Below are 26,130 nucleotides of genomic sequence, written 5' to 3'. Positions count from 1 at the left end.
CTAATATATAAATGCTAATCGTATCATGGAAATATCTTTTCTCGTTATTGTTATCTCTGTCTCATCCTCAAGCTCAATGGTAACTGTATTCTCATCATATGCCTTGAGCACACCCTCGAATTCCTTTGCACCATTTACCTTGGCAAATGTCTTGATCTCCACGACCTTACCTATGCTTCTCTTGAAATCCTTCTCTTTCTTCAGTGGTCTCGTAAGCCCCGGTGAGCTGACCTCCAGTATATAGGCATCTCCTATATAATCATCCTGGTCAAGCAGGTCTCCAAGTGCTCTGTTCACTATCTCGCAATCACCGATCGTGATGCCACCTTCCTTGTCTGCATACACTCTGAGGTAATAATCACTGCCTTCCTTGACGTACTCCACATCAACAAGCTCCAGATTGTTCGCCTCAATGATCGGCATCACAAGTGCCTCCGTCTTTGCTTCAATATCCGCTCTCTTCGTAAATACGACCACCTTTCTGTAAAATATTATCCCCACAACAATTGAGAGTGGGCCAAGGCCCACTCTCATGCTGCAATCTATAACAATCTCATTTATTGTATCATAATTATCAAATAATTCAAGTACAAATATTAACAAATATTTATGCGTTTCTTCTGGCTGCGTCCTCACGGTAATATTTGTCAAGCACCTTGTTCGCCTTCTTGTCGTCAAGAACGCATTTGTTGGACAGTGCAACCTTGACGAGTTCATCCAGTGCTTCCTCCCTAAGTGCCGTGCTCTTGATGTTGACATTTGCAAGCTCTGTGTACGCTCCCATCTTTCTTGTGAGCGCCTCGTACTCCTCTGGAAGCATCCTGTCTATCATATTCCTGATCTGCTTGGATACCGCCTGGCTGTTGCCGCCTGTTGTGACTCCCACCACAAGATCTCCGCGGACGATAACGCCTGGAAACAGGAAGCTGCTGAGCTCCTTGTTATCAGCCACATTTACCATGATGCCCCTGTCATTACAATATGTACCTATCTTGGCATTGATCTCCGGGCGCCTGGTTGCCGCCACAACAATGTCTGCATTCTGCAGTATGTCAAGTGCCACGTTGCTCTCATGTACATTTATCCCCTTTATCGCTTTTATATCATCGCACACCTTCGGCGCAATGACCGCTATCTTCGCTCCGAAATACAGCAGCGAATTGATCTTTCTAAGTGCTGCCTTACCTCCACCTACAACTATTACTTTCTTGCCCTCAAGATCGATGTACATTGGAAAGTATGCCATATCTTATCTCCTCCGAATATTCTATAAATCTAGTCATATACTTACTGTGAAAGCTGCTTAAAAAACTTTCACAGCAAATTATAAATGAGGAATTAAGAAATGGCAATTACAAATAACGTTGGTTCACTAAAAATTCAGATAACGAACAATAATTTCTTTCCCGTCGAGGGTGCTTCCGTATACATAAGCCCTACGGGAATGCCCGATTCCACCTCAGAGGAATTTGTCACCGATAAAAATGGTATCGTCATCGATGAAGAGCTTCCCGCCCCCGATGTCGCCTACAGTCTGGAGCCTGGCGACAACCAGCCATACGCAGAATACAACGTCCTTGTGAACGCGCCAGGGTACAATGAACGCTTCATCTCCGGGGTCCAGATATTCTCCGGTGAGAATGGTATCCAGAACATAGAGCTGACACCATCCGATGGAAGCGATACAAACCCTACTGTTCTCGACGCTCACACCCTCTGGGAACAGTATCCGCCCAAGATCGCCGAGGACATGATAAAGCCGGTGAATCCATCAGGCGGCATAGTGTTGAGCCGCGTCGTTGTCCCTGAGACCATCGTTGTCCATGACGGCGCCCCAACGGATTCCACCGCCAGGGACTACTATGTTCCATATAAGGATTACATAAAGAATGTTGCCTGCAACGAGATATATTCCACCTGGCCTGATGCAGCCATCCGCGCAAATGTACTGGCGATACAGTCATTTACCCTTAATAGGGTCTATACCGAGTGGTACAGGGGAAAAGGATACGACTTTACTATCACGAGCAATACCGCGTTCGACCAAAAGTGGGTCTACAATGCAACCATATTTGAAAATGTCTCCCAGATCGTCGATGAGATGTTCGCCAACTATCTCTCAAAGCCCAACGTTACACAGCCACTATTCACCCAATACTGCGATGGCAAACGTGTATCCTGTCCGGGCTGGATGACCCAGTGGGGGTCAAAATCCCTGGCAGACGACGGTCTCACCGCCATCCAGATTCTCAGATACTATTACGGAGATACAATATACATCAACACCTCGGAGACCATATCCGGTATACCTTCATCATATCCGGGCTACGAGCTGACCATCGGCTCAAGCGGCGACAAGGTCTCCCAGCTCCAGAGGCAGCTCGCCAGGATCGCACTCAACTATCCCGCCATCGGTACCGTAACCGTCGACGGCATATATGGTCAGGAAACCGCTGATGCTGTGAGAAAGTTCCAGCAGATATTCAATCTTCCGGTTACCGGAGTCACCGACTATAAAACGTGGTATAAAATTTCACAGATATATGTGGGAGTTACGAAGATTGCGGAGAATGTGTAGCACCGCTTCACACACTATGGCATGAAAACACAAAAAAACTGAAATCATAATGATTTCAGCTTTTAGCAGTTCGTAGGGGAATCGAACCCCTGTTTTCGCCGTGAGAGGGCGACGTCTTAGCCGCTTGACCAACGAACCATAGGTCTTGTTATCTAATTATTGAATCTTTCGATTCTTAGCAGTTCGTAGGGGAATCGAACCCCTGTTTTCGCCGTGAGAGGGCGACGTCTTAGCCGCTTGACCAACGAACCATAAGTGCTTGTATCCTGCCGCTTCGCTTGCGACCTGTTTAATATAACAGAAACGAAAGCAGAATGCAAGCACTTTTTTTATAAAATTGCAAACTTTTTTCAGATTATTGACTTAATTTGTTCCGCCAGCCTACATAAAGTCAAACAGCGAAAGCTGATTTGTCTCCGGCATTCCGTCCAGGATGCCCAGCTCACTCATCTTCTCGATGGTTCCCTTGCCGATCTTTGCACGCTCATTGATCTCCTCCTTGGAGAGGAACGGCCCCTTCTGGGCGGCATCGTAGAGCTGCTGTGCAGCCTTCTCTCCCATTCCTTCTATGGATGCGAAGGATGGCATAATCTTGCCGTCTATTATCTGGAACCGGTCAGCCTTTGCCTTATATATATCTATTGGAACAAAGTCGTAGCCTCTTGCGTACATCTCGAGAACTATCTTCAGATCCTTGAGCTTGCCCTCGTCCTTGGCTGATCTCTTGTTCTTGTCCACCTTGCTTATCTCATTGATATGGAAGAGAACTCTCTCCTTGCCAAAGCACATCATCTCATAGCTGAAGTCATCAGCTCTGATACTGAAGAATGCTGTATAGTATTCAAGCGGATAATTGACCTTGAACCAGGCAATTCTCCACGCCATCATGACATAGGCCGCCGCATGGGCCTTCGGGAACATGTACTTGATCTTCTGACATGACCATACGTACCAGTCCGGTACTCCGTGGGCAGCCATCTCCGCCTTCCAGTCATCCCATTTGTCACATTTGCCCTTGGCAACTATTCCCTTACGAACCTTCTCCATGATGTTGAAGGCAAGTCCGGCATCAAGTCCCATGTGTATCAGATAAACCATAATATCGTCACGACAACAAATGGCTGTCGATATGGTACACTTGCCCGACTTGATGAGCTCCTGCGCGTTGCCCAGCCATACATCGGTTCCATGCGCCAGACCCGCTATTCGCACAAGATCTGAGAAACATGTCGGCTTGGCATCTATAAGCATCTGCATAGCAAAGTCCGTTCCGAACTCCGGCACCCCCAGGCTTCCAAGAGGTATCCCATTGATATCCTCCGGTGTGATCCCCAGCGACTTTGTGCTGTGAAACAATTCCATGACATCCTTGTCGTCAAGTCTTATCTTCGTGGCATCAAGTCCCGTCAGATCCTCAAGTCGCCTGATCATGGTCGGATCATCGTGTCCAAGAATATCGAGCTTCAGCAGGTTATGATCGATTGAATGGTACTCAAAATGTGACGTTATGATATCCGATGTCACATCATTTGCCGGGTGCTGTATAGGTGTAAATGAATATATCTCCTCATGTCTCGGAAGAACTATCATACCACCCGGATGCTGACCCGTGGTTCTTCTGACACCGGTACATCCCAGAGCCAGACGCTCCATCTCGCATCTTCTCTTTGTGACCGTTGCATTCTCCTCAGCGTACTTCTTCGCGGCCTTCTCATCCATTCCGGACGCCTTGGCCTCCGCCATGAGATCCTCCTTGGAGTGATCCTTGAAGTAATTATACACATATCCAAATGCTGTCTTTTCCGCAACACCACCTACGGTTCCCGCCTTGAATGCCTTGCCCTTGCCGAAGAGTACCTCGGTGTATGCATGTGCCTTCGACTGATACTCACCCGAGAAGTTCAAATCGATATCAGGCTCCTTGTCTCCGTTGAATCCAAGGAATGTCTCGAATGGTATATCGTGTCCTTCCTTTATAAGCGGTGTTCCACAATTCGGACAGTCTCTGTCCGGCATATCACATCCGCTCATTCCCGAATACGACTTTACAAGCTCTGAATCAAAATCCACAAAGTGGCATTTCGGACAGATATAGTGAGCCGACAGCGGATTTACCTCCGTGATACCGGCCATTGTTGCGACAAATGAAGATCCAACCGAACCTCGGGAACCAACCAGATATCCGTGGTCATTGGAATCCCACACAAGCTTCTGTGCGATGATGTACATAACCGCAAATCCATTTGAAATGATGGAGTGCAGCTCCCTGTCCAGTCTCTCCTGAACCTGAGGTGGCAGGTCTGGGCCATATATCTCATGTGCCTTGGTATAACATATATCCGTAAGTGTCTGATCCGAATTCTCGATGATAGGAGGCGCCTTGTCCGGTCTGACCGGCTCTATCCTCTCTATCATGTCCGCTATCATATTCGTGTTTGTGATGACGACCTCCTTGGCCTTGTCACTTCCAAGATACTGGAACTCTGCCAGCATCTCCTCCGTGGTACGGAAATACAGCGGTGGCTGCATATCAGCATCGTCAAAACCCTTGCTCTTCATGATGATCGCCCTGTATATATAATCCTCAGGATCAAGGAAATGCACATCACAGGTTGCGACCACTGGCTTGTTAAACATCTCTCCGAGCTCCACGATCCTCTTGTTGTATCCGATCAGATCGTCCATGGTCTTTGGATTCCTTGTATCCCTCGTCATGAATTCATTGTTGCCAAGCGGCTGTATCTCAAGGTAGTCAAACCAGTTGACCAGTCTCACTATCTCCTCATCCGACGCATCATCAACTATGGCACGGAACAGCTCTCCCGCCTCACAGGCAGAGCCTATTATCAGACCCTCTCTGTATTTGTTGATGAGACTCATCGGCATACGCGGCCTTCGCGCAAAATATGTCAGATGAGACTCAGATATGAGCCTGTACAGATTAACTCTTCCTATCTCGTTCTTTGCCAGGATAATTCCGTGATATGTCTTATCCTTTTTGATCGCATCAGGTGAGGTGCTTCCAAGGACATTTAGATCATCCATGGTCTTAACATCTCTCTCCTTCAGCATGTCGAGCAGCTTGAAGAATACTTTCGCCGTGGCCTCCGCATCGTCTATGGCTCTGTGGTGATGCGCATTCACGACCTTGAGTTCCTTACACACTCTGTCCAGAGTGAATTTTCCAAGCTCCGGCAGCAGTATATGGCTGAGCGTCATGGTATCCAGAACCGTGTTGTCGAACTTAAGTCCAAGCTCCTCCGCATTCATTCTCACAAATCCCGTATCAAATGACGCATTGTGGGCAACCACGATATCGTCACCGCAGAACTCCACAAATCTCGGAACGATCACATCGAACATCGGCGCATCCTTTACCATATCATCATTGATGGATGTGAGCTGTTCTATCTGGTATGGGATAGGCACACCCGGATTTATAAACTCCGAGAATGTATCTACGACCTCTCCGTCCTTCACCTTGACCGCACCGATCTCTATGATCTTGTTGTGCTTCTTGGAAAGTCCCGTTGTCTCTATATCAAATACCACGTATTCCGAATCAAGGCTCTGATTCCTTGAGTTCTTGACCAGATCCTTCAGGTCATCGACAAAGTAACCCTCGACACCATATATGATCTTGAAATCTTTTCTGAGTCCCTTTGTATGGTTTGCTATAGGGAAAGCCTGAACAACACCGTGATCCGTGATCGCTATGGCAGGGTGTCCCCAGTCGCTGGCACGCTTCACGATGGTCTCTATATCGACCACACTGTCCATCTCGCTCATCTTGGTATGCATGTGAAGCTCGACACGCTTCTCAGGATATGTATCCATACGAGGTACACGGAAGTCCTGAATGTGCTTCATACCGAGCACTCGGCATATCATAACCTCCTTGGCATACGAGTCGAACTCGGCAAGGCCCTTCATCCTATAGAACTTACCCTTCTGTATCTCCTCGCGGTAGACCTCCATATCCTCAGGGCTGCAGAACATCTTGAAGCCTATGGTGTCTGTGAAATCTGTTATATATCCCGTCAGTATGATCTTGCCATTTCGGAGCTCTCTCTCCTCAGTGCTCATGATCTGTCCGTGGATGACGACCTCTCCGATACCATCGTTGATGCTGGATATCTCAAGCAGCCTGCCCTCCACATCTCTTCCTATGAACACCTCTGGATCATCTGAATATCTTCGCCTTCTTCCGAACTTCTCCTTTTCACCGCCATTTTTCTGGCCTGAATCGCCGCCGGAAGATGCAGGAGCAGCCTTATTCTCATCAGGCTTGTGTCCCTCGCTCTTCTTATTCTTATCTTCCTTCTTCGACACTCCGAGCTTATCCTTGTCCACGGCCTTTCCGTCCACGATGATGTCGCCATGATCCCTGAGGTTGTTCAATATGGCATCTATCTTCTGCTGCTCAACAAGTGCACTGGCTCTCCTCAACTTCTCCTTGTCCGCCTCACTGTACTCAAATGCAACATTGACATTCAGGTCAAATCTCTCCTGGAACATCTCCTCCATATACGCCTTTATTTTCTCAGCGTGTATATGCGCTATCTTACTGTCCTCTATAGCTATGGTTATCGCGTCTCCGTCACAGTACAGTTCTCCTATCGATCTGGATATAAGCCTGTAGCCCACATTGCTGAATGATCTTATATCGTAGAGTATGCTGTCCTGATATGCTTTGACTATTGCTTCGAGATTGTACTGTGTAGAAAGTGTATAGTGCTCCCGTATCTGGACCGTATACCTTTTATTGCCAAATACAAACTTACGGATACACTCCTCCGCCTTTTCTATATTCGGTCTGCTTATTATATGTCTCGATCTTATGTCAACCTGCAGGATATTTTTACTGTCATATATCGTGACTTTTGTCACATACACCTCGGTGAACAGACCTGCAAGCTCCTTAGTCATCTCCACTCCGGGGAACACCGTCATGAAGAGCTCCGCCTGCTCATTTCCGGCATCTGAAACCGCCGTTGCAGAGCCATCATTACTCTCATTTCCACTCACTGAGCCTTCCGGTGTATCAGCATCAGCCTCGCACCCCTCGACCATATCGCCACCAGTGCCATCACTGACCACGTCTTCGTCCTCGGCATCTTCCTCCATATCATCTGCGATATGCCAGTCCGAGTCGTGAACATCCGCCTGGGTGTACGATGCGCTCTCCTGCTGCATATCAGCATACATCTGGCTCTCATACATCTCCTGTTCAGCCATCTGGGCTTCATAATCCATCTGAGTCTGCATCTCATCGGCATACATCTGATCTATATTCTCTTGTTCCAAAATACGATCTTCGTTGTTCAATCCTATTCACTCCAATTATCTAACTCGCGCTTCAACGCTGGTATAAATTCATCCTCACTGAGTCTGCCAACTATCTCACCCTTCTTGATGAGCAGTCCGCAGCCCTTGCCTCCTGCAATTCCAAGGTCGGCTTCCTTAGCCTCTCCCGGGCCGTTCACCACACAACCCATAACTGCGACTTTAATATTGAGATGGTCATAGTCTGACACAAGCTTTTCCACCTTGTTTGCAAGTCCGATAAGGTCGATCTCAGTACGTCCACAGGTCGGACATGACACAAGCTCTACTCCGCCCTTTCTGAGTCCAAGAGCCTTGAGAATAAGCTTTGCTGACAGGATCTCATCCACCGGATCTCCTGTCAGGGACACTCTTATCGTATCGCCTATTCCCTCATGGAGTATGATTCCAAGTCCCACCGATGATTTGATATTTCCTCTTGTGACGGTTCCTGACTCCGTGATTCCCACATGCAGAGGGTAATCTGTCTTGTCCGCGATGAGCTCATGGGCTCTCACGCACATCATAACATCAGACGACTTGATGCTTATGACTATGTTGTGATAGTCAAGCTCCTCGATCATGCGCACCTTGTCAAGAGCGCTCTCAACTATTCCCTCTGCGGTCACTCCGCCGTACTTCTCCACGAGATTCTTCTCCAGAGAACCACTGTTTACACCGACCCTTATAGGAATATTTCTCTTTCTGGCAGCCTCGACTACCTTTGCCAGCTTCTCCTGTCCTCCGATATTTCCCGGATTTATCCTGATTTTGTCCACACCATTTTCTATGGCCTTTATGGCAAGCCTGTAGTCAAAATGTATGTCGCCCACAAGCGGAATGTGGATCTGTTTCTTTATAGCCGGGATTGCATCTGCTGCAGCCTCATCGTTTATCGTACATCTGATTATGTCACATCCGGCCTTCTCAAGCTGGAGTATCTGTGCAACCGTAGCCTCCACATCGCTCGTCTTTGTGTTGGTCATGGACTGTATAAGTATCGGATTGCCTCCGCCTATAACCCTGTCACCTATGTGGATCTCTCTTGTCTTCATATATACTCACAGCGCCAGTACATAAGCACTGGCGCCTTTCCTCCTTCTTTAATTGTCTTTAACTGAAAAATACATTCTTTATATCATTGAACAATATTACGACCATGAGGATCATGACCAGCACAAATCCCACAAATGTGACTATGTTTTCCTTGTCCTTCGGAACCTTCCGCCTGGTTATAAGCTCGATCAGCAGGAACAGGAAACGTCCTCCGTCAAGTCCCGGTATCGGAAGCATATTCATGATTCCAAGGTTGGCCGAGAGAAGCACTATATAGTTCATCCAGTTGAGGAGAACCGTAAGGACATCGACCTTTGCAGCCTCATTGAACGTATCGTTCATGGACTTTGCCACACCCACAGGGCCGGACACCTCATCTGAGCTGACCTGTCTGGTGACTATGAGCTTAAGGCTCAGGAACGTGGCCTTGACCCAGTATCTGACCTCATAGGCAGAATACTTCATCAGCTCGCCAAAATTCTGTGGCAAGACATAACCGCAGCTTACGATTCCCACCTTATAACCTGCACTTGTCTCCACCGGATATACAGTCGTATCGTACACCGTGCCATCCTTCTTCTGCATCTTGAGGTCTATAGGAGAACCGTCCCCGTATATCTCAAGATATATCTGAAGCTCCCTGAAGTTCTTGATCTTGCTTCCGCCGATCTCAAGGACGGTATCTCCATCCTCTATCCCGGCCTGCTCCGCAGGATAAACTCCATTGAACTCCTTGACAACATCCGCATACTCGCTTTCCTTCGCCATCCCGCTGTCGTACACCCTGCCGATAGTCGCAGGATCTGTACCACAGAAGTGGATTATGACCGCTGAAAAGATAAATGCTATAACTATGTTCATGAACGGACCGGCAAGGACCTCCGCCATACGCACCCATATGGACTTCTTCTCAAATGCGTTCTCGTCATCCTCATGACCTTCCTCGCCTTCGCTTAGCAACATACAATAACCGCCCAGAGGTATGAGTCTCAGTGAATACTGTGTATCCTTCTTGGTAAACGAGAAGAGCTTTGGGCCAAGTCCCATGGAAAACTCAATTACCGATATATGATTGATCTTTGCGACAATAAAATGTCCAAGCTCATGAAAAAATATTATCACACCAAATACTAGAATTATGAGAATTATGTTCAATCTACCACCTGCTTTCTACAAAATCATATACCCAGCGCTCAGTGTCAAGTATCTGTGACACGTCAGGGTTTTCTATAACTGTATGACTCGCCATACACTCCTCTATTATCCTGTATATATCGAGGAAGCGTATCTTCCTGTCAAGGAATTTTGCCACTGCGCACTCATTTGCCGCATTGAATACAGTCGGCATTGAACCGCCATCTGCTATGGCAGAATACGCATACTTTAATCCCTTAAATGTATCCATGTCCGGCTTCTCAAGAAGAATCGAGTTCATAGTCCAGAAGTCCAGTCTGTCACCGGCCATGTATCTTCTCTCCGGATAACACAAAGCGTACTGTATCGGAAGCTTCATGTCCGGAGTTCCAAGCTGTGCTATGACTGCGCCATCCCTGTACTCAACCATCGAGTGGATTATGCTCTGTGGCTGGACTACCACCTGGATATTCTCCGGCTTCACATCAAAGAGCCACTTTGCCTCTATAACCTCAAGTCCCTTGTTGACCATGGTTGCTGAATCTATTGTTATCTTTCTTCCCATACTCCAGTTTGGATGCTTGAGCGCATCCTCCACCTGAACATTCTCAAGAAATGCGGTATCCTTTCCCCTGAAAGGCCCACCTGACGCTGTGAGCAGTATCTTCTCCACATCGCCGTGCACATTTCCCTGAAGGGACTGGAATATAGCGGAATGTTCGCTGTCAACAGGCAGTATCGCTACATTCTTCTCCGCCGCCAGCGGCATGATGATATGTCCCGCTGTCACCAGAGTCTCTTTATTGGCAAGTGCTATGTCCTTTCCCGCATTTATGGCTGCTATAGTCGGTCTTATTCCGATCATGCCAACTATTGCCGTGACAAGGATGTCTGATGATGAAAGCTCTGCTATCTCTATCAATCCGTCCATGCCCGCAACAACTCTTATGTCAGTGTCCGCAAGGCACTCTCTGAGTCTCGCAGCATTCTCTTCGCTCCATATTCCCACAACCTCAGGCGAAAACTCCCTCGCCTGTTTTTCCAGGAGCTCTATATTACTTCCGGCGGCAAGCGCCACTATATTCAGATCTTCCTGAACCCTAACTATCTCAAGGGTCTGTGTTCCAATTGAACCTGTAGAGCCAATTATCGCTACATTCTTCATGTTATCCTCCTGTATCCGGATTTACCGGATCATCTATCCGAATATAATAGGCAGTATCCAGTGAACCCACTGGGCACTGCCCATCATGTATCCTACAGCAGATATACAAGCAGATAATAAATTATCGGTGCTGTAAATATTATGCTGTCAAATCTGTCCAATATTCCTCCGTGACCCGGAATCAGCTTTCCGTAGTCCTTGATGTCGTTATTTCTCTTTATCGCAGATGCTGCCAGATCTCCAATAACCGCCGGAAGTGCACCGACAGCGCCGACAACTGCAAAAAGTAATGGCGCATAGTTCATGGTGTCTACATACTTATCAAACAGTATGCCAAACACTGCTCCGAATACACCTGCTCCAACGATACCGCCGATAAGACCCTCTATGCTCTTCTTAGGGCTGAGCACAGGTGCCATCTTGTGCTTTCCGAAGGCTCTTCCCACGAAGTAAGCACATGTATCATTTATCCATGAGCTGACAAATATCAACAGGACAAGTACCAGTCCATGCTCCATGTTTCTTATGAGATATACAAATGACAGCATGACACTTACATAGAAGAAATCCATAAATGCCGCCATGATCTGTTTATCGCTGTATGTTGGGAATGTCAGCACATACACAGCAAGCATAACCAATAAATATACGACCATCATAGGAACAATAATGTCCATACGATCCAGGTATATGGCTATATAATACAGAACTGTCGCCAGGTAACACACGATTCCCGGAGTCTTCTTGTTCACTCCGTATACTCTGAGCAGCTCCATATTGCCCACAAGGGATACCAGAGCCATAAGGCCGCATGTTACTATCCCTCCAAAATATAATGTGATGGCCAGTATCACTACCAGAACCGCACCACTTATCACTCTCTGTTTCATTAACTAATATCCTCCGGATAACTATTTTGCATCTCCGAATCTTCTCTCTCTCTTATTGTAGTACCTCACGGCTTCTATCAGAGAATCCATGTCAAAATCAGGCCACAGTGTATCTGTGAAATAAAACTCAGAATATGCAAGCTGCCATGGGAGGAAGTTGGATGTTCTCTCCTCACCGCTTGTCCTTATTAGCAGATCAGGATCAGGCACACCCTTTGTGTCGAGATATTCCGCAAACAGGCTCTCGTCAATGTCATCCGCACTGATCTTTCCCGCATCGGCATCCTTCATGATCTTCTTCACCGCCCTGACAATCTCATCACGTCCACCGTAGTTTATCGCTATATGGAACTGAAGTCCTGTATTCCCCGCAGTCTCCCTCTCCAGATCATCCATCTTCTGAACTATATCCTCCGGGAGGCCCTCGCGCTTACCTATGAGGTTAACCTTCATGTTGGCGTTGTTAGATCTCTCTATACTGTCAACCAGGTACTTTCTGAAAAGATTCATGATACCTGTGACTTCCTCAACAGACCTCTTCCAGTTCTCCGTGGAAAAAGCATACACTGTGAGATACTTTATTCCAAGCCTATCGCAATTTTCACATATAGCCTCAAGAGCCTTCGCACCCTCTGCGTGTCCATAGTTCCTGGGAAGAAATCTCTTCTTTGCCCATCTGCCATTTCCATCCATGATCACAGCCACGTGCTCCGGCACATTAAGTAATTCTCCGTTAATCTCTCTCTTCATATTATCTCCGCATTCCATTTTAGGGATACATCATATCCATGATTATTATACTGTCATGATCTCCTTGGATTTTGACTCAACAGCCTTGTCGATCTGACCAACGTACTTATCTGTGAGCTTCTGGATCTTGTCCTCGTTGTCCTTGAGCTCATCCTCGCTTATGTCTCCGTTCTTCTCCATCTTCTTGATGGCATCGTTGGCATCACGTCTGATGTTTCTTATAGCGACCTTTGCGCCCTCACCCTTCTTCTTGATATCCTTGACGAGCTCTTTTCTTCTGTCCTCTGTGAGCTCTGGGAAGTTGAGGATGATGTTTCTTCCATCGTTGTTAGGTGTGATTCCAAGATCAGAATTCATGATAGCCTTCTCTATCTCCTTGACAAGTGATGGCTCCCATGGTGCGATGACCAGTGTTCTGGCCTCTGGAACAGTTATATTTGCAAGCTGCTGCATAGGTGTTGGAACTCCATAATACTCAACCTTGATCTTGTTGAGGATGTTAGGGTTCGCTCTTCCTGCTCTGATGGTAGCATACTCAGCCTCAAGATTCTCAACTGACTTCTGCATCTTCTCTTCGTACTGTGTTAACATGATTCATTCCTCCTGGATTATATATTTTTCTTATTATTTTCCCTTTTATTCCGCATTCACATATGTTCCGGTGAAACCGCCTGTAACGGCTTTCACTATGCTGTTCTCATCATTCAGGCCAAACAGCATCATAGGCATCTTGTTCTCCATAGCAAGAACTGCTGAGGCAAGATCTATTACTCCGAGCTTGTTATCTACTATATCGCTCATCTTCATGCTGTCATACTTCTTAGCGTTCGGATTGGTCTTTGGATCACTGTCATATACTCCATCGATGGCCTTACCTGAAAGAATGACATCTGCCTGAACCTCTATTGCCATAAGCACTGTCGCCATATCTGTTGAGAAATATGGATGGCCGATTCCACCTGCAAAAAATACGACATCTCCCTGCTCCATATATGCGATTGCCTTGTCCTTGTCAAAAAGCTCAGTCATATTACCACATACAAATGGTGTCATGATGTGTGTCTTTATTCCGCAGCTTCTGAAGCTGTCCGCTGTGTAGATACAGTTCATGACAGTTGCCAACATTCCTATGGAATCCGCCTTAACTCTGTCCATGTTGTCTGAAGTTCTTCCTCTCCAGAAGTTTCCTCCTCCTATTACTACACATACCTGTATTCCCTTGTCTACTATCTGCTTTACCTGATTGGACACATCTCTGACTGTCTCCTCGTCAAAACCATGTTTCTTATCACCGGCAAGAGCTTCACCGCTCATCTTGAGCAGAATTCTGTCCATCTTCATATCGCGATCCATCCTTTGTGTTCATATTTTATTATTCATATTATATATCGTCATATCCTAGCATGATAACCCATGCAGACATCTGCCTGACGACCTGATTCATTATAGCACATACCCTTTACATTTCAAAGTAAAAAAGAAAGGCACATATCACTGTGTACACGTGCATATGATATGTGCCTTGCTGTTATGCTTATTTCTGTTATATGTCACCCGACATCCTGCTTTCAGATCCCAGATATCATCAATAGCCATCAGAATAATCTGACTCCGTCGATACAATGGAATCCACATCATCCTGAACTGTAAATGTATCAAGATCAAGCTGATTCTCACAGCCTGAATCATTGATGATGTTGTAGCTTATATTCTGTACGGTAGCTGACGGTGTATAATTCATGTCGTCGAACAGGAATCTGTGAAGTGCTGTGACATTCGTTGCGAGATCACAGGCAACGACATAGCTCACCTCATCCATGGTAGGACTGGCGATGGTAAACGGGAATCCTGTTGTAGTAGACAGCTTGTAGTTGAAGCAGGATTTTGCCATATCAATGATCTCTTCCTCTGTAAGGCTTGATGCAACATCATCCACAACCACGTTGATACAATCAAGCAGCTTGGAGATTCCTGCTGTCTTTGCCGCCTCTATCATCTTGGAGATAACTGTTCTCTGTCTCCATGTTCTTGTTATATCACCCTCATCTGTACTTCTGATTCTTGAGTAGGCTGTAGCCTGCACACCGTTCAGATGAACGACACCTGTGTCATATACATAATCTGAATAAATACCATTTACACCCATCTGCTCGTCAATACACTGGTTGAGCTTATAAAGCTCCTCCTCCTTCAGCTCTATATCAATTCCACCCAGGGCATCGATGGCTTCTGTGAGGGCTGTGAAATTGACCGCAACGTAATCTGTTATATTCAGGTCAAGGTTCTTATTTATCATATTGACAGCGCCCTGTGCTCCGCCGTATGCGTATGCATGAGCTGCCTTCTCGTATGACTGGCTGTCATTACAGAGCTCAAGGTAAGTATCTCTGTACAGTGAGAGAAGCTTGACCTCCTGTGTATCATTGTTGATGCTACAGATGATTATACTGTCTGAACGCACTCCTTCGTCAACCATGCCTGCATCTCTGGTATCTATACCAAACAATGCGATGTTGGTGTATCCTGTCATCTTCTTGACTGTTTCTTCATCCAGATCCTCATTTATATGAGTGTCCTTCAGCTCTTTGTACTGCATCTTGTTATATGTGTTGTTGATGTACGACTTCACAAACAGAACGCCTATGACTATGGCTGCAACAACCTCGATTGCAAGTATGATTCCCCATACTCTGTTCTTTTTCTTTCTCTTCTGATCCTTCATATCCTGCTCTTCTTCCGCATATTCATCTTCATAATATTCATCATCCGATGTATAAGCTTCCTCTTCTGATGCCGCATCCTCTTCATCGTCTGCGCCCGGTCCAAATGCGCTGTCGGAATAATCATCCTTTGCAATACCGGTTCTGCCATGATCATCTGAATAATCATCGGCATCGTCATCGTAATCATCTTCATCGTCAAAAAGCATCTCTCCGGCATATCTGCCCTTAACACGCTTCATATCATCGTCATCATGACCACTCATTTTATTTCCCATATTTTTCTCCTAAATATCGAATGTATCTGTCAAAATTTAACTCATATAGCAATACATTTTACTACAAATATCTCATCAATTCAACGGGATACACATAATTCACACATTTTTATACTTGATCAGTCAGCCAGGATAAACTTGTCCACCACCGGCACAAGTCCGTCCTCGTCATTTGACAATGTTATATAATCGGCATGTTCCTTCACTATGTCCTGTGCATTTGCCATGGCGACTCCCACCCCGGCATACTCTATCATCGTGAGGTCATTATATCCGTCACCGCACGCCACAAGATCCTTTCTGTCCATATCAAGGACCTCAAGAAGCTTCTCAAGGGATGTTGCCTTGTGAACATTTGGCGGCATGATCTCCACAAAATATGGCTCCGAGCGGAATATGTTAAGCTGATCACCGAACTTTTCTGCAAGCTCCTGCTCTATCTTCTCCGCCTTGTCAGGATCTGCGGTAAGAAGACATTTGTTGAGAGGGAAATCGATATATTCCCTGAAGTTATCTATCCTCATGATCTCCATATGATTGATACTTGCCTCAAATGTCATGTATCCGTCTATATCAGTTCCGGTTATAACTCGGTCTCCATCGTATGTCACCATTCCGCAGCCCGCTTTCAGACAGTAATCATATATATCCCTCACCACATCATTGTCAAGCACAGCCTGATATACCACCTCACCGGTACTGTAATCGACGATCCTTCCGCCGTTGAAAGCAAGCACATATCCGCCAAATCTGTCAAGCTCTATGGTGTCTGCTATCTTCCTTATTCCAGGCAGTGGACGTCCCGATGCTATCGCAACGATATGCCCCTTCTCCTGTGCCTCTATTATTTTCTCCAGCGTTGCCGGAGTAATATCCTTCTGAGTATTTGTCAGCGTTCCGTCAATATCAAGTGCCAGTAATTTTTTACTCATTTTATCCTCCATAATGTTATAACATAATTTGCTATATATTTTCTCCTTGATGCTATATAATGTCATAGTTAGGATGCCGTTACGTCATCCTGCCGCCCATTTCTGACTTTAGGAGAAATCACATGGATATAAACATATACGTTAATCAGAAAAAAATCAACCCTTTGTATCAGAAAGCCATCGCCGAGTACGTCAAGAGACTTTCTCCATACTGTACTCTGTCTATAGTATGTGTTGCAGGGAAAATTAAATGCACATCAGGGAAAAACACCACAAACTACTGCATATCCGGCTCCGATACCATCTCATCTGAGGACTACGCAGCCCGCATCAACAGTCTGACTTCAAGCGGTACCTCAAAGATAAACTTCTACATAGGGTACGATGAATCACTCACAGCTGATATGGAAAATTTCTCTCTCTGTTCAGTACAGCCGTCCGCCGAGATGACTGCCCTCCTGCTGTCCGAGCAGACCTACAGGGCATACACTATCCTGAACAACATAACCTACCACAAATAATCCCTGTCAGCTCCGGCTTATGATCGCAAGCTGCTCCGCCAGCGTCACCCTTATGAGCTGATGCGGAAATGTCATATCCGACACGCTCATCCTGTAATCAGCCCTCCTCACTATATCTGCAGCAAGTCCAAGAGATCCCCCTATCACAAATGTAACCGTGTCATGTCCGCGCTCCGATGCCCTGCGGACCTGATCGGCAAGTCCTTCCGTGGTCGTCTTCTTTCCTTCTATACACAGTGCTATAACATAGTCGTCTCTCCCGATCACATGTCTCAGCCTGTCCGCCTCGGCCTCAATGATCATGGCATTTACCTTGTCGCCAGCCTTCTGAGGTATCCTCTCGTCAGGAACCTCGCATATCTCCAGACGTCCTCTCTTGTCGATCTCCTTCTTATATTCATTTAACATCTGCGTAAAATGCTGTTCCTTTATCCTGCCGACGCAGGCAATCCTGTATATCATATGAACTCCTTCAGATCAGGCCTGATCAGCCCTCATCCTGTCAAATATCTTCAGTTCTTCCTCTGTATTTTTCTGCGTGCACACACTTACTCCAATGGTGAACAGCAGACTCACTGCAAATCCAACCACGTCACCGCTGATACCCGAGTATGCCGCCAGGCTGCCTCCGTTCACAAACGGGAGATATTTCCACATAACAAATGTGAGTATTCCTGCTATTATTCCAGCATACATGCCTTTTCCGGTCGCATGCCTGTACGTCAGTGTACAGAAAAGAGGAGCCGCAAGTGCCGCCGCACACAATCCCCAGTTTTCGGCGATCATATGCTCTCTGTTGAATTCAACAAACTCTGCCACCAGGAAAACGCAGCATCCGGTCAGCACAACAACACCTATATCTATAAGAAGCTTTGCGATTCCACCGGCTCTTGAGATTGCAGGAACAAGCCCTCTTATATGTTCGCATATATTTCTCATGAACGATTCCAGCATTACGACAACCGCCGCTATAAACACCATAAGCGCGGCAAATCTGAACACATACGCATAGGTTCCCGTTCCAAGCAGCTTCTTGAGCATCAGGTTGTACACCTGGAATGAGTTCATATTTGCCCATGCCTTCTCAGGATAGAGCACCGGTACGACCAGAAGTGCCAGTATACAGCTTGAAAGTATTGTGAACCCTTCAAAGATTACAGCCCATATTCTTCCGACATCGAGCTCCTTGATATCCCGGATATTTAAGACACCCTTGTACATCAGCGGCATGGCTATACATCCAAGTCCTACTCCCGTCATGGATATCGCACTTCCTATATCCACTGTTTTGCCATCGTAATACAGTATATTCAGATAAATGCTGGTTCCCCCTGCAAGCCTTGATCTCCTGTAATTGTCAAGTATCTCCCTCGCATCCATCCTGTAAAATACCAGTCCGATCATCGTCAGACATACGATTATAACCATTATGAACACTATTGTCTTGATTATTCCCATCAGCTTATTGTCAACCAGTATGGTGGCAAGGATGAGAAATGACACTATGATGGCAAGGCTTATGCTCTCCGGCATGTCCATAAAATAGGCGACAACCGATACGATAACCTTGAGAACAGACACCAGTATCAGGCAAAGCGTCACTATCCATATGACGGACACCAGATCTTTCAACTTCCATGACCCATATCTTGCTGCGAACAGCTCCGGAGCATTGTGTATCTTTTTAGGGGATATCTCAGCATACGAATTCATACGCTTTGACAGAAATATCCATCCGACAACATTGCCCACGAACAATCCCATGGCCACAAGGCACTGTCCTGCACCATGTATTACTATATTAATAGGTAGCAGAAATATGACCCACAATATTACATCATTGGCGCATACCTGCCCTGCGGTGGACACACCGCCACAGTTCTGCCTTTTGATTCCAAATACTCTCTTATCACTAAAAACAGACATGTATCAGCCACTCCATTCTTTTATCTGAATCTTCGTTATCATTTTTATATAATATACCCTGCTCATTCTACCACAGTTGAAGTTTTGCCGCCACCATCATATTTATTGTGACATTTGCCGAAATGTTACCATCAATTGCATTATTTTTTCAATAGTACAAAAACTAGTGATGTGTTATAATTTGAACCGTATGGGCTTTTACATATTTATTACATATTTTTTACCTGTCAGAAACACAGGTAAAATTCATTTTACTCAGGAGGGCTATAATTTTGGATTTATTTTCTATTTTAACATTGCTCGGAGGCGTAGGTTTATTTCTGTTCGGAATGAATCTCATGGGTGCCTCGCTGAAGAATCTCGCCGGTGGCAGTCTGGAAAAGGTTCTTGAGAAACTTACAACCGGAAAAAATCAGTTCACGGGAACTATCAAGGGTTTTACACTCGGTACAGCCGTAACAGCCATCATTCAGAGTTCGGCAGCAACGACCATCATGCTCATCGGCTTTGTAAATGCCGGAATCATGAAGCTTGGGCAGGCCATACCTGTCGTGTTTGGTGCCAACATCGGTAGTACCGCGACCGCACAGATCCTTCGTCTCGGAGATCTTGCGGAGACTAATATTCTTCTTAAACTTTTAAAACCGTCATCATTTGCTCCTATCCTTATATGTATAGGTGCATTTATCATACTATTTACAAATAACAACAAGAAACGTGATATTGCAAGTATTCTTGTTGGTCTTGGAATCCTCTTTCTCGGCATGAATACCATGGAGGGTGTATTTGCGCCACTCAAGGAATCAGAGAGCTTCCAGAATCTGTTCACATCGTTTAATAACCCATTACTTGGTATTTTAATAGGACTTGTGCTCACAGCCATCATACAGAGTTCATCTGCATCAGTAGGTATACTCCAGGCCATTTCGTCCACAGGCGTCGTTACATACGGAACAGCCATTCCTATCATTATCGGTCAGAACATCGGTAAGTGTATGACCATTATCCTCGGGGGAATCGGTGCGAACAAGAAGGCAAAGAGAGTTTCTCTCTCATATCTTCTCTTTAACATATTCGGAGCTGTGTTCTTTGTTATTGTCATATACGGACTTCAGCTTTTCATAGACATGCCTTTCATGGACAAGGTCGTAAACCGTGGTAACATTGCAAACGTCCACTTCCTGTTCAACTTTATCATAAGCCTGATACTTCTGCCATTCTCCAATCAGGTGGCAAAACTTACAGGAAAGATCATCAGGGACGACGAGGAGTCCAAGATCGACAAAGAGCTCGCCACACTGGATCCGAGACTTATCGCTACCCCTTCCATCGCTATTTCACAGGCAAGAAATGTCATGTTTGCCATGGCTGACTGCATAAGAGAGAACTTTGCAATAGCATGCAGACTCATCAGTGATTTCAATGAAGAAGATGCCGCCAAACTCGAGGAGAATGAGGATTTCATAGACAAATGTGAGAGCTCACTCAACAACTTCCTCCTCAAGGTAACATCACAGAACAACATGTCCAGATCCGAACGACTTGATGTGTCTGAGCTTCTGAACAGTCTGAGTGATATGGAAAGGATTGGTGACCACTGTGAGAATCTTCTCGTTGTATCGAGAAATATAATAGATCAGAAGATAAACTTCTCAGATCAGGGAATGAAGGAGATCCATACAGCGCTCAAGGCGACTAACAATATTATTGATATGACTCTGAACGCCTTCAAGGAGGACGATCTTCAGGCAATATCAAGAATAGAGCCACTTGCACAGACCATCAGCGAGATAACAGAGCTTATAAAGGATCACCACGTTGTGAGACTTCAGATGGGCGAATGTGGTATCCCTGGAGGATTTGCACTGGTTGACATTCTCACAAGTCTTGACAGGATCGGAAGCCACTGTAAGAACATCGGCCTTCACATTGCCAAGAAGATCAGGGGTATCCATATGGACGAGATGCACGGACACATCTACATCACCGGATACAAGACATCTGAGGAATACAAGGCTCTGTATGCATATTATTCATCCATGTATGCCGATCCGATAACAGAAGGCTTTGATGCAAGCATCCGCGAACTCCGTGAGTTAACAACACCTGATGAACCTGATAACAAAGCTAAGGTTTCCGGCGACGAGCAAAAGAATGAGTCAAGGAACAACCAGAAGTCCGACCTGAAGAAAAAGTCATCAGCAAAAAACAAAGTAGCCGACAGGCACGAAAAGATAAAAGAAAAGATAAATGAGAAATATCCTGAAAAGGGTAAAAAGAACTCCAAGAAAAAGTAAAGGAATATAACAAACTGCTATGTGAAAAAGCTCTGCACAGATAATACACTGTGCAGAGCTTTTTCGTTATATTTATATTGTAGTTTATATGCCTGGTCTTTTAAACCATATCAGTCACGGCTGTAATTGACGATCATATAGCCATCTTCTATCTCTATCCTTGCATCCTCCGATACAACCCGGTTGCTCACTCCAAGGCTGTCTCCTATCTCAAATGTACGATTCTCCACGTTGTATTCAAACCCTGTAAGTGTTACCCCCGTGACGCATCCACCGTACGGTATAAAAGATATATAATCGTATCCCTCCAGCCGGCTTATTCCGGCACTGGAATTTATCATGGTTATTACATTATGGTCATCCTCTATATACGCATTTACGCCTTTATCTGCACACTCCTTGAGCAGTCCTATGTTTGCCATCGTATGGTCAAGTCTCGTTCCTGTGGCCCCCGATATATAAATATCCGTAGCACCTTCCTCCATGGCATGCATGATGGCTACATGAGTATCCGTGAAGTCCTTGTGTGTGTCCAGATCAACAAACTGTATGGAGTGCATCTTTTTAGCCATCTTCCTGTACACGCCCACAGTCACCTTGCTGGCTGAATCGAAGTCACCCACGATCACATCTGGTACTATTCCTATCTTATTGCAGGTCTCTATACCCTTGTCCACAGCTATCACTCTGCTGCTTTCAAGGTGTCTGTCCATGATTCCCTGAAGTGAATACAGATCAACTCTGCCTCCGGATATTATAATATAACTTTTCATATCACTATTTGCCCTTTATTATCTATGCCTCATATTTCTCAAATACTTTGAGAAAGCTGCAGCTGTTCTCGTAGGCATCTCCGCCAAATACCGCAGAACCGGCAACTATGACATTTGCACCGGCTTCTATGACGTCACCCACATTCTTCAAATTGACTCCACCATCCACCTCTATATTGAGCTCAAGGCCTCTGTCATCTGCCATTTTTCTGACCTCAGCCACCTTTCTGAGTGCTGAAGGAATGAATGACTGTCCGCCGAATCCCGGATTGACACTCATAACAAGTACCATATCCAGATCGTCTATCACATAGTCAAGCACTGATACAGGAGTTGCCGGATTGAGTGCCACTCCGGCCTTCATTCCAAGCTCATGTATCCTGGCAACGGTTCTGTGCAGATGCTTACAGCTCTCTGCATGTACGGTTACCCAGTCAGCACCTGCCTTCTTGAAATCCTCAAGATATCTGTCCGGCTCCTCTATCATGAGATGCACGTCAAATATCATGTTCGTCTCTTTTCTGAGACACTTTATGACAGGCGCACCAAATGATATGTTCGGAACAAACGCACCGTCCATAACGTCAAGGTGCAGCGCAGGAACTTTCGCTCTGTCAAGCTCCGCAATGCCGTCCGCAATATGTGCAAAATCAACTGACAATAATGAAGGTGAAAGAATTATCATTACCATTTCCTCTTTTCTTTTAAGTCGTTATATATCATTACATAATCTTCGTATCTTATACGGCTTATCTCTCCGTCCGCAACCGCCTGCTTTACCAGACAATCCGGCTCACTGACATGATTGCACATGTTGAATCTGCACTTTCCCGTATATGCCGCAATATCCGGGAAATACTCCTTGAGATCCTCCGCCTCTATGGAATCAACATAGAGCGATGAAAAGCCCGGGGTGTCCATAATATATGTCCTGCCGCCAATGTGCATGAGCTCAGAATGTCTCGTGGTGTGCTTGCCACGCTTTATCTTGTCACTTATAGCGCCTGTCTGGGCCTCCGCCTCTGGCTTGATCGCATTGAGAGTAGACGACTTGCCGACTCCCGATGGCCCCGCAAACACCGTTGTGCGGTCTTTTATGATCTCCCTGAGCCTGTCTATGCCCTCGCCTTCCCTGGCACTTATGAAGATTGTCTCATACCCGCTCTTGCTGTATGATCTGCAAGCCTCCATATTGTCCGGCGAAAGATCCGTCTTGTTAAAACAAATGATAGTCTCAACACCGCTTTTCTCCATGCTGACAAGGAATCTGTCAAGTAGGTTAAAGTTCGGCTCAGGCTCGCTCACGGCAAATATTATGATCGTCTGATCCACATTTGCCACAGCAGGTCTTATTAAAGAGTTAAATCTAGGCAATATCTCAACGATATTACCTAGATTGTTCTCAGGATCAAGTATCTCTATATTCACATTATCTCCGACAAGGGGCTTGACCTTTTTGTTTCTGAAGATGCCCTTCGCCTTACATTCGTACAAATGTCCATCCTCGGCGTCTATATAATAGAATCCACCGATTCCTTTGATTATCTTTCCTGATATGATCTCTGCCACTACTAATTACTCTCCTGTGTAAATGTAGCGGACAAACCGCCCGTGTTAAAGCTTGATGTGACATCTATTCCCTCTGAATCCGTGATGGTCACAGAGAATGATCCCTGGTTGCTCTCAAGTCCTGTAGGACCCTCAACTCCATCTATATTGATAGGGAAGTCTCCTGCACCAGCCTTGCCGCTGTATACAGAGAATGTCTGTCTGCCTATTGTGTATGAGATGTCAACTGTCACACTTCCAAATGTATCAAAATCAAACTCTATATTCGATATTGAACCGCTGAAAGATACAGAGTATGTAACCTTCTGAGGTCCCTTACTGACAACATATGACACGGTAGTTCCCTCGTCAACCTCAGTGTTGACCTCAGGATCCTGTGATATTACCTGGCCTTCCTTCACATCATCGCTGTACTCATAGCTTGGATTGCCTACCAGGTTGACCTCCTGAAGCTTATCTGCTGCATCTGCCTCAGACATACCCTTGAGGTTAGGAACTGCGATCTTCTTCGTCTCCTTACCGTTACTGATGATTATCTTGACTGTTGAGCCCTCCTCAACCTCTGTTCCGGCAACAGGATCTGAGGATATTACATGATCCTTCTCAACATTATCATCGTACGCATAGCCATGTGTCACCTTAAGTCCTGCCTCCTCGAGCAATGTTGTGGCCTGACTGTCCTCATATCCGAAAACATCCGGCACCTTGGTCTTTTCCTTGCCCGATGACACGTAAATAGTTATCTGTGTATCCTTTGTTATGGATGTTCCATCATCTATACTCTGTGATATTACATAGCCCTTCTCAACTGTGGCATCTGTCTTCTCCACAAATGTATAGTTGGTGAAGCCATTCTTCTTCATCTGCTCCTCAGCCGCAGTCTTATACAGACCTACTACATTGACCATAGGTACTGTCTCCTGTGCAGTTGTGTCGTTCGCTCCCTCTGTGGTTATGACATCGGTGCTTTCCTCCGTCTTACCCTTACCGCCCAGAATATTCCAGCCGGCTATCTTGCCTATGAGAAGTATGGCAAGTATGGCAAGAACCACCGCGATGGCAATACTTGATACCATGATTATCTTCTTAAGTCTTGGATCAAGCTCCTCTTCTCCATCGTATTCCTGCTCCTGTTCTCCATCATCTGCCACTGACTCGTCCGTATCATCCTCTTCATCGTCGTCATCTGGGAACAGATCGTCGAACTGTGACGGCGGCATAACTGGCACGTTAGCCTTGATCTCTGACGTTCTCGGACTTACAGGTGGAATCTCCGTAGTATCTGCCTTATCGACCTGTCTTCCGGTCTTGATCATCTCCATCTCCTGCTTTGTCATCTCAATGGTAGGGGATGTAGGAACGCTGGTCTTAGGCACCACTATACAATCTATATTAGGATTCTCTTTTACTCTGTTGAGATCAGCTATAAGCGCATTTGCTGTGAGATATCGTCTCTCCGGCTTCTTCTGTGTACACTTTCTTATGATCTTCTCAAGGCTTGTAGGTATATCCGGGTAATACTCCCTAGGTGATACCATCTCGCCCTGAATGTGCATCAGCGCTATAGCCACATTGTTCTCGCCTTCAAATGGAACATGTCCTGTGAGCATCTCATACATGGTGATACCGAGTGAATAAATATCACTTCTCTCATCTGAGAATCCGCCCCTTGCCTGCTCCGGTGATATGTAGTGAACACTACCCATCGCATTTGTCGTGGTCGTGCTTGACGATGCGGCTCTTGCGATTCCGAAATCAGTAACCTTCAGCGTGCCGTTGTTCGACATGATGATGTTCTGAGGCTTTATATCTCTGTGTATCGTGTGATGCTCATGGGCTGCCTGAAGTCCCTGGGCTATCTGTATGGCAAAATCGATCGCCTGCATAGGCTCTATTCTGCCGTGGGCCTGTATATATTCCTTGAGGGTGGTTCCCTCCACAAGCTCCATTACTATATAATATATTCCGTTGTCCTCACCGACATCGTATACATTCACAATATTAGGATGTGACAGCCCCGCCGCAGACTGGGCCTCTATCCTGAACTTTGTAACAAAATTAACGTCTGAGCTGAACTCAGGCTTAAGCACCTTTATGGCAACATATCTGTTTAACACATGACATTTTGCCTTATATACCTCTGACATACCGCCAGATCCAACCAATTCTATGATCTCATAACGACCGCTGAGCATCGTTCCCGGATTTAACATACC

General features: G+C 45.8%; 21 protein-coding genes and 2 tRNA genes. 3 read left to right on the top strand and 20 right to left on the bottom strand.

What is annotated here, in order from left to right:
* Entirely contained in the window at window positions 1-423 is a 423-nt protein-coding gene (gene rimP / locus DW025_RS14030; protein WP_055144996.1) for a ribosome maturation factor RimP, read from the bottom strand.
* A 184-nt stretch (window positions 424-607) separates the two neighbouring features.
* Window positions 608-1,246, bottom strand: coding sequence for a precorrin-2 dehydrogenase/sirohydrochlorin ferrochelatase family protein (locus DW025_RS14025; RefSeq protein WP_015534836.1), 639 nt, complete (start codon window positions 1,244-1,246; stop codon window positions 608-610).
* A 99-nt stretch (window positions 1,247-1,345) separates the two neighbouring features.
* Between DW025_RS14025 and DW025_RS14020 the strand changes: the two genes are divergently transcribed.
* Complete coding sequence (locus tag DW025_RS14020; protein WP_120000397.1) at window positions 1,346-2,578, top strand: peptidoglycan-binding domain-containing protein; 1,233 nt, start codon at window positions 1,346-1,348, stop codon at window positions 2,576-2,578.
* A gap of 66 nt (window positions 2,579-2,644) precedes the next feature.
* On the opposite strand, the gene DW025_RS14015 is transcribed toward DW025_RS14020, so the two are convergent.
* The 12 genes from DW025_RS14015 to DW025_RS13960 all read right to left on the bottom strand — a co-directional run bounded on the left by DW025_RS14015 (window position 2,645) and on the right by DW025_RS13960 (window position 16,828).
* A tRNA-Glu gene (locus DW025_RS14015) sits at window positions 2,645-2,716 on the bottom strand.
* 41 nt (window positions 2,717-2,757) lie between these two features.
* Window positions 2,758-2,829, bottom strand: a tRNA-Glu gene (locus tag DW025_RS14010).
* A 130-nt stretch (window positions 2,830-2,959) separates the two neighbouring features.
* On the bottom strand, window positions 2,960-7,861 hold the full coding sequence (locus DW025_RS14005; RefSeq protein ID WP_120000416.1) for a PolC-type DNA polymerase III: 4,902 nt from the start codon (window positions 7,859-7,861) through the stop codon (window positions 2,960-2,962).
* Between the two features lie 47 nt (window positions 7,862-7,908).
* Entirely contained in the window at window positions 7,909-8,958 is a 1,050-nt protein-coding gene (gene ispG, locus DW025_RS14000; protein ID WP_117549059.1) for a flavodoxin-dependent (E)-4-hydroxy-3-methylbut-2-enyl-diphosphate synthase, read from the bottom strand.
* A gap of 58 nt (window positions 8,959-9,016) precedes the next feature.
* Entirely contained in the window at window positions 9,017-10,114 is a 1,098-nt protein-coding gene (locus DW025_RS13995; protein ID WP_117549060.1) for a M50 family metallopeptidase, read from the bottom strand.
* A 1-nt stretch (window position 10,115) separates the two neighbouring features.
* Entirely contained in the window at window positions 10,116-11,258 is a 1,143-nt protein-coding gene (gene dxr / locus DW025_RS13990; RefSeq protein WP_117549061.1) for a 1-deoxy-D-xylulose-5-phosphate reductoisomerase, read from the bottom strand.
* A 92-nt stretch (window positions 11,259-11,350) separates the two neighbouring features.
* Window positions 11,351-12,148, bottom strand: a complete 798-nt coding sequence (locus DW025_RS13985; RefSeq protein ID WP_117549062.1) for a phosphatidate cytidylyltransferase — start codon at window positions 12,146-12,148, stop codon at window positions 11,351-11,353.
* Window positions 12,149-12,169: 21 nt separating this feature from the next.
* A complete protein-coding gene (locus DW025_RS13980; protein ID WP_117549063.1) occupies window positions 12,170-12,898 on the bottom strand; it encodes an isoprenyl transferase in 729 nt (242 codons plus the stop codon).
* 45 nt (window positions 12,899-12,943) lie between these two features.
* On the bottom strand, window positions 12,944-13,489 hold the full coding sequence (frr, locus tag DW025_RS13975; RefSeq protein WP_015534829.1) for a ribosome recycling factor: 546 nt from the start codon (window positions 13,487-13,489) through the stop codon (window positions 12,944-12,946).
* A gap of 45 nt (window positions 13,490-13,534) precedes the next feature.
* A complete protein-coding gene (gene pyrH / locus DW025_RS13970; RefSeq protein WP_055145001.1) occupies window positions 13,535-14,233 on the bottom strand; it encodes a UMP kinase in 699 nt (232 codons plus the stop codon).
* A gap of 250 nt (window positions 14,234-14,483) precedes the next feature.
* Window positions 14,484-15,896, bottom strand: coding sequence for an LCP family protein (locus DW025_RS13965; RefSeq protein WP_117549064.1), 1,413 nt, complete (start codon window positions 15,894-15,896; stop codon window positions 14,484-14,486).
* Between the two features lie 119 nt (window positions 15,897-16,015).
* The gene (locus tag DW025_RS13960) at window positions 16,016-16,828 is read right to left on the bottom strand and encodes a Cof-type HAD-IIB family hydrolase (protein ID WP_055224117.1); all 813 of its coding nucleotides are present in this window, start codon (window positions 16,826-16,828) and stop codon (window positions 16,016-16,018) included.
* Window positions 16,829-16,950: 122 nt separating this feature from the next.
* Between DW025_RS13960 and DW025_RS13955 the strand changes: the two genes are divergently transcribed.
* Window positions 16,951-17,349 carry a 23S rRNA (pseudouridine(1915)-N(3))-methyltransferase RlmH gene (locus tag DW025_RS13955; RefSeq protein WP_015534825.1) on the top strand — a complete coding sequence of 133 codons (399 nt, stop codon included), beginning with the start codon at window positions 16,951-16,953 and terminating at the stop codon, window positions 17,347-17,349.
* A 6-nt stretch (window positions 17,350-17,355) separates the two neighbouring features.
* Here the strand turns inward: DW025_RS13955 and DW025_RS13950 are convergent, their stop codons facing one another.
* Both DW025_RS13950 and DW025_RS13945 read right to left on the bottom strand, forming a co-directional pair.
* Window positions 17,356-17,811, bottom strand: coding sequence for a 23S rRNA (pseudouridine(1915)-N(3))-methyltransferase RlmH (locus DW025_RS13950; RefSeq protein ID WP_015534824.1), 456 nt, complete (start codon window positions 17,809-17,811; stop codon window positions 17,356-17,358).
* A gap of 15 nt (window positions 17,812-17,826) precedes the next feature.
* Window positions 17,827-19,275, bottom strand: a complete 1,449-nt coding sequence (locus tag DW025_RS13945) for a hypothetical protein (protein ID WP_117549066.1) — start codon at window positions 19,273-19,275, stop codon at window positions 17,827-17,829.
* A 272-nt stretch (window positions 19,276-19,547) separates the two neighbouring features.
* On the opposite strand from DW025_RS13945, the gene DW025_RS13940 reads away from it, so the two are divergent.
* On the top strand, window positions 19,548-21,572 hold the full coding sequence (locus DW025_RS13940) for a Na/Pi cotransporter family protein (protein WP_242992612.1): 2,025 nt from the start codon (window positions 19,548-19,550) through the stop codon (window positions 21,570-21,572).
* A gap of 110 nt (window positions 21,573-21,682) precedes the next feature.
* On the opposite strand, the gene DW025_RS13935 is transcribed toward DW025_RS13940, so the two are convergent.
* Genes DW025_RS13935 through pknB form a run of 4 tightly spaced genes read right to left on the bottom strand, consistent with a single transcriptional unit; the run spans window position 21,683 to window position 26,127 of the window.
* A complete protein-coding gene (locus DW025_RS13935; RefSeq protein WP_055224121.1) occupies window positions 21,683-22,345 on the bottom strand; it encodes a thiamine diphosphokinase in 663 nt (220 codons plus the stop codon).
* Between the two features lie 22 nt (window positions 22,346-22,367).
* A complete protein-coding gene (rpe, locus tag DW025_RS13930; RefSeq protein WP_117549067.1) occupies window positions 22,368-23,030 on the bottom strand; it encodes a ribulose-phosphate 3-epimerase in 663 nt (220 codons plus the stop codon).
* Window positions 23,030-23,902: a ribosome small subunit-dependent GTPase A gene (rsgA, locus tag DW025_RS13925; protein WP_118649327.1), complete on the bottom strand. Its 873-nt coding sequence runs from the start codon at window positions 23,900-23,902 to the stop codon at window positions 23,030-23,032. Before rsgA ends, rpe begins: the two co-directional genes overlap by 1 nt.
* Before the next feature lie 14 nt (window positions 23,903-23,916).
* Window positions 23,917-26,127: a Stk1 family PASTA domain-containing Ser/Thr kinase gene (pknB, locus tag DW025_RS13920; RefSeq protein ID WP_120000395.1), complete on the bottom strand. Its 2,211-nt coding sequence runs from the start codon at window positions 26,125-26,127 to the stop codon at window positions 23,917-23,919.
* Window positions 26,128-26,130: the final 3 nt, after the last annotated feature.

Origin of the sequence: Coprococcus sp. AF38-1, from assembly GCF_003603945.1 — a bacterium.
GTDB classification, from domain to species: domain Bacteria; phylum Bacillota; class Clostridia; order Lachnospirales; family Lachnospiraceae; genus Coprococcus; species Coprococcus aceti.
Note: the sequence above shows the minus strand (reverse complement) of the source record. Positions and strands in the feature narration are given on the sequence as shown.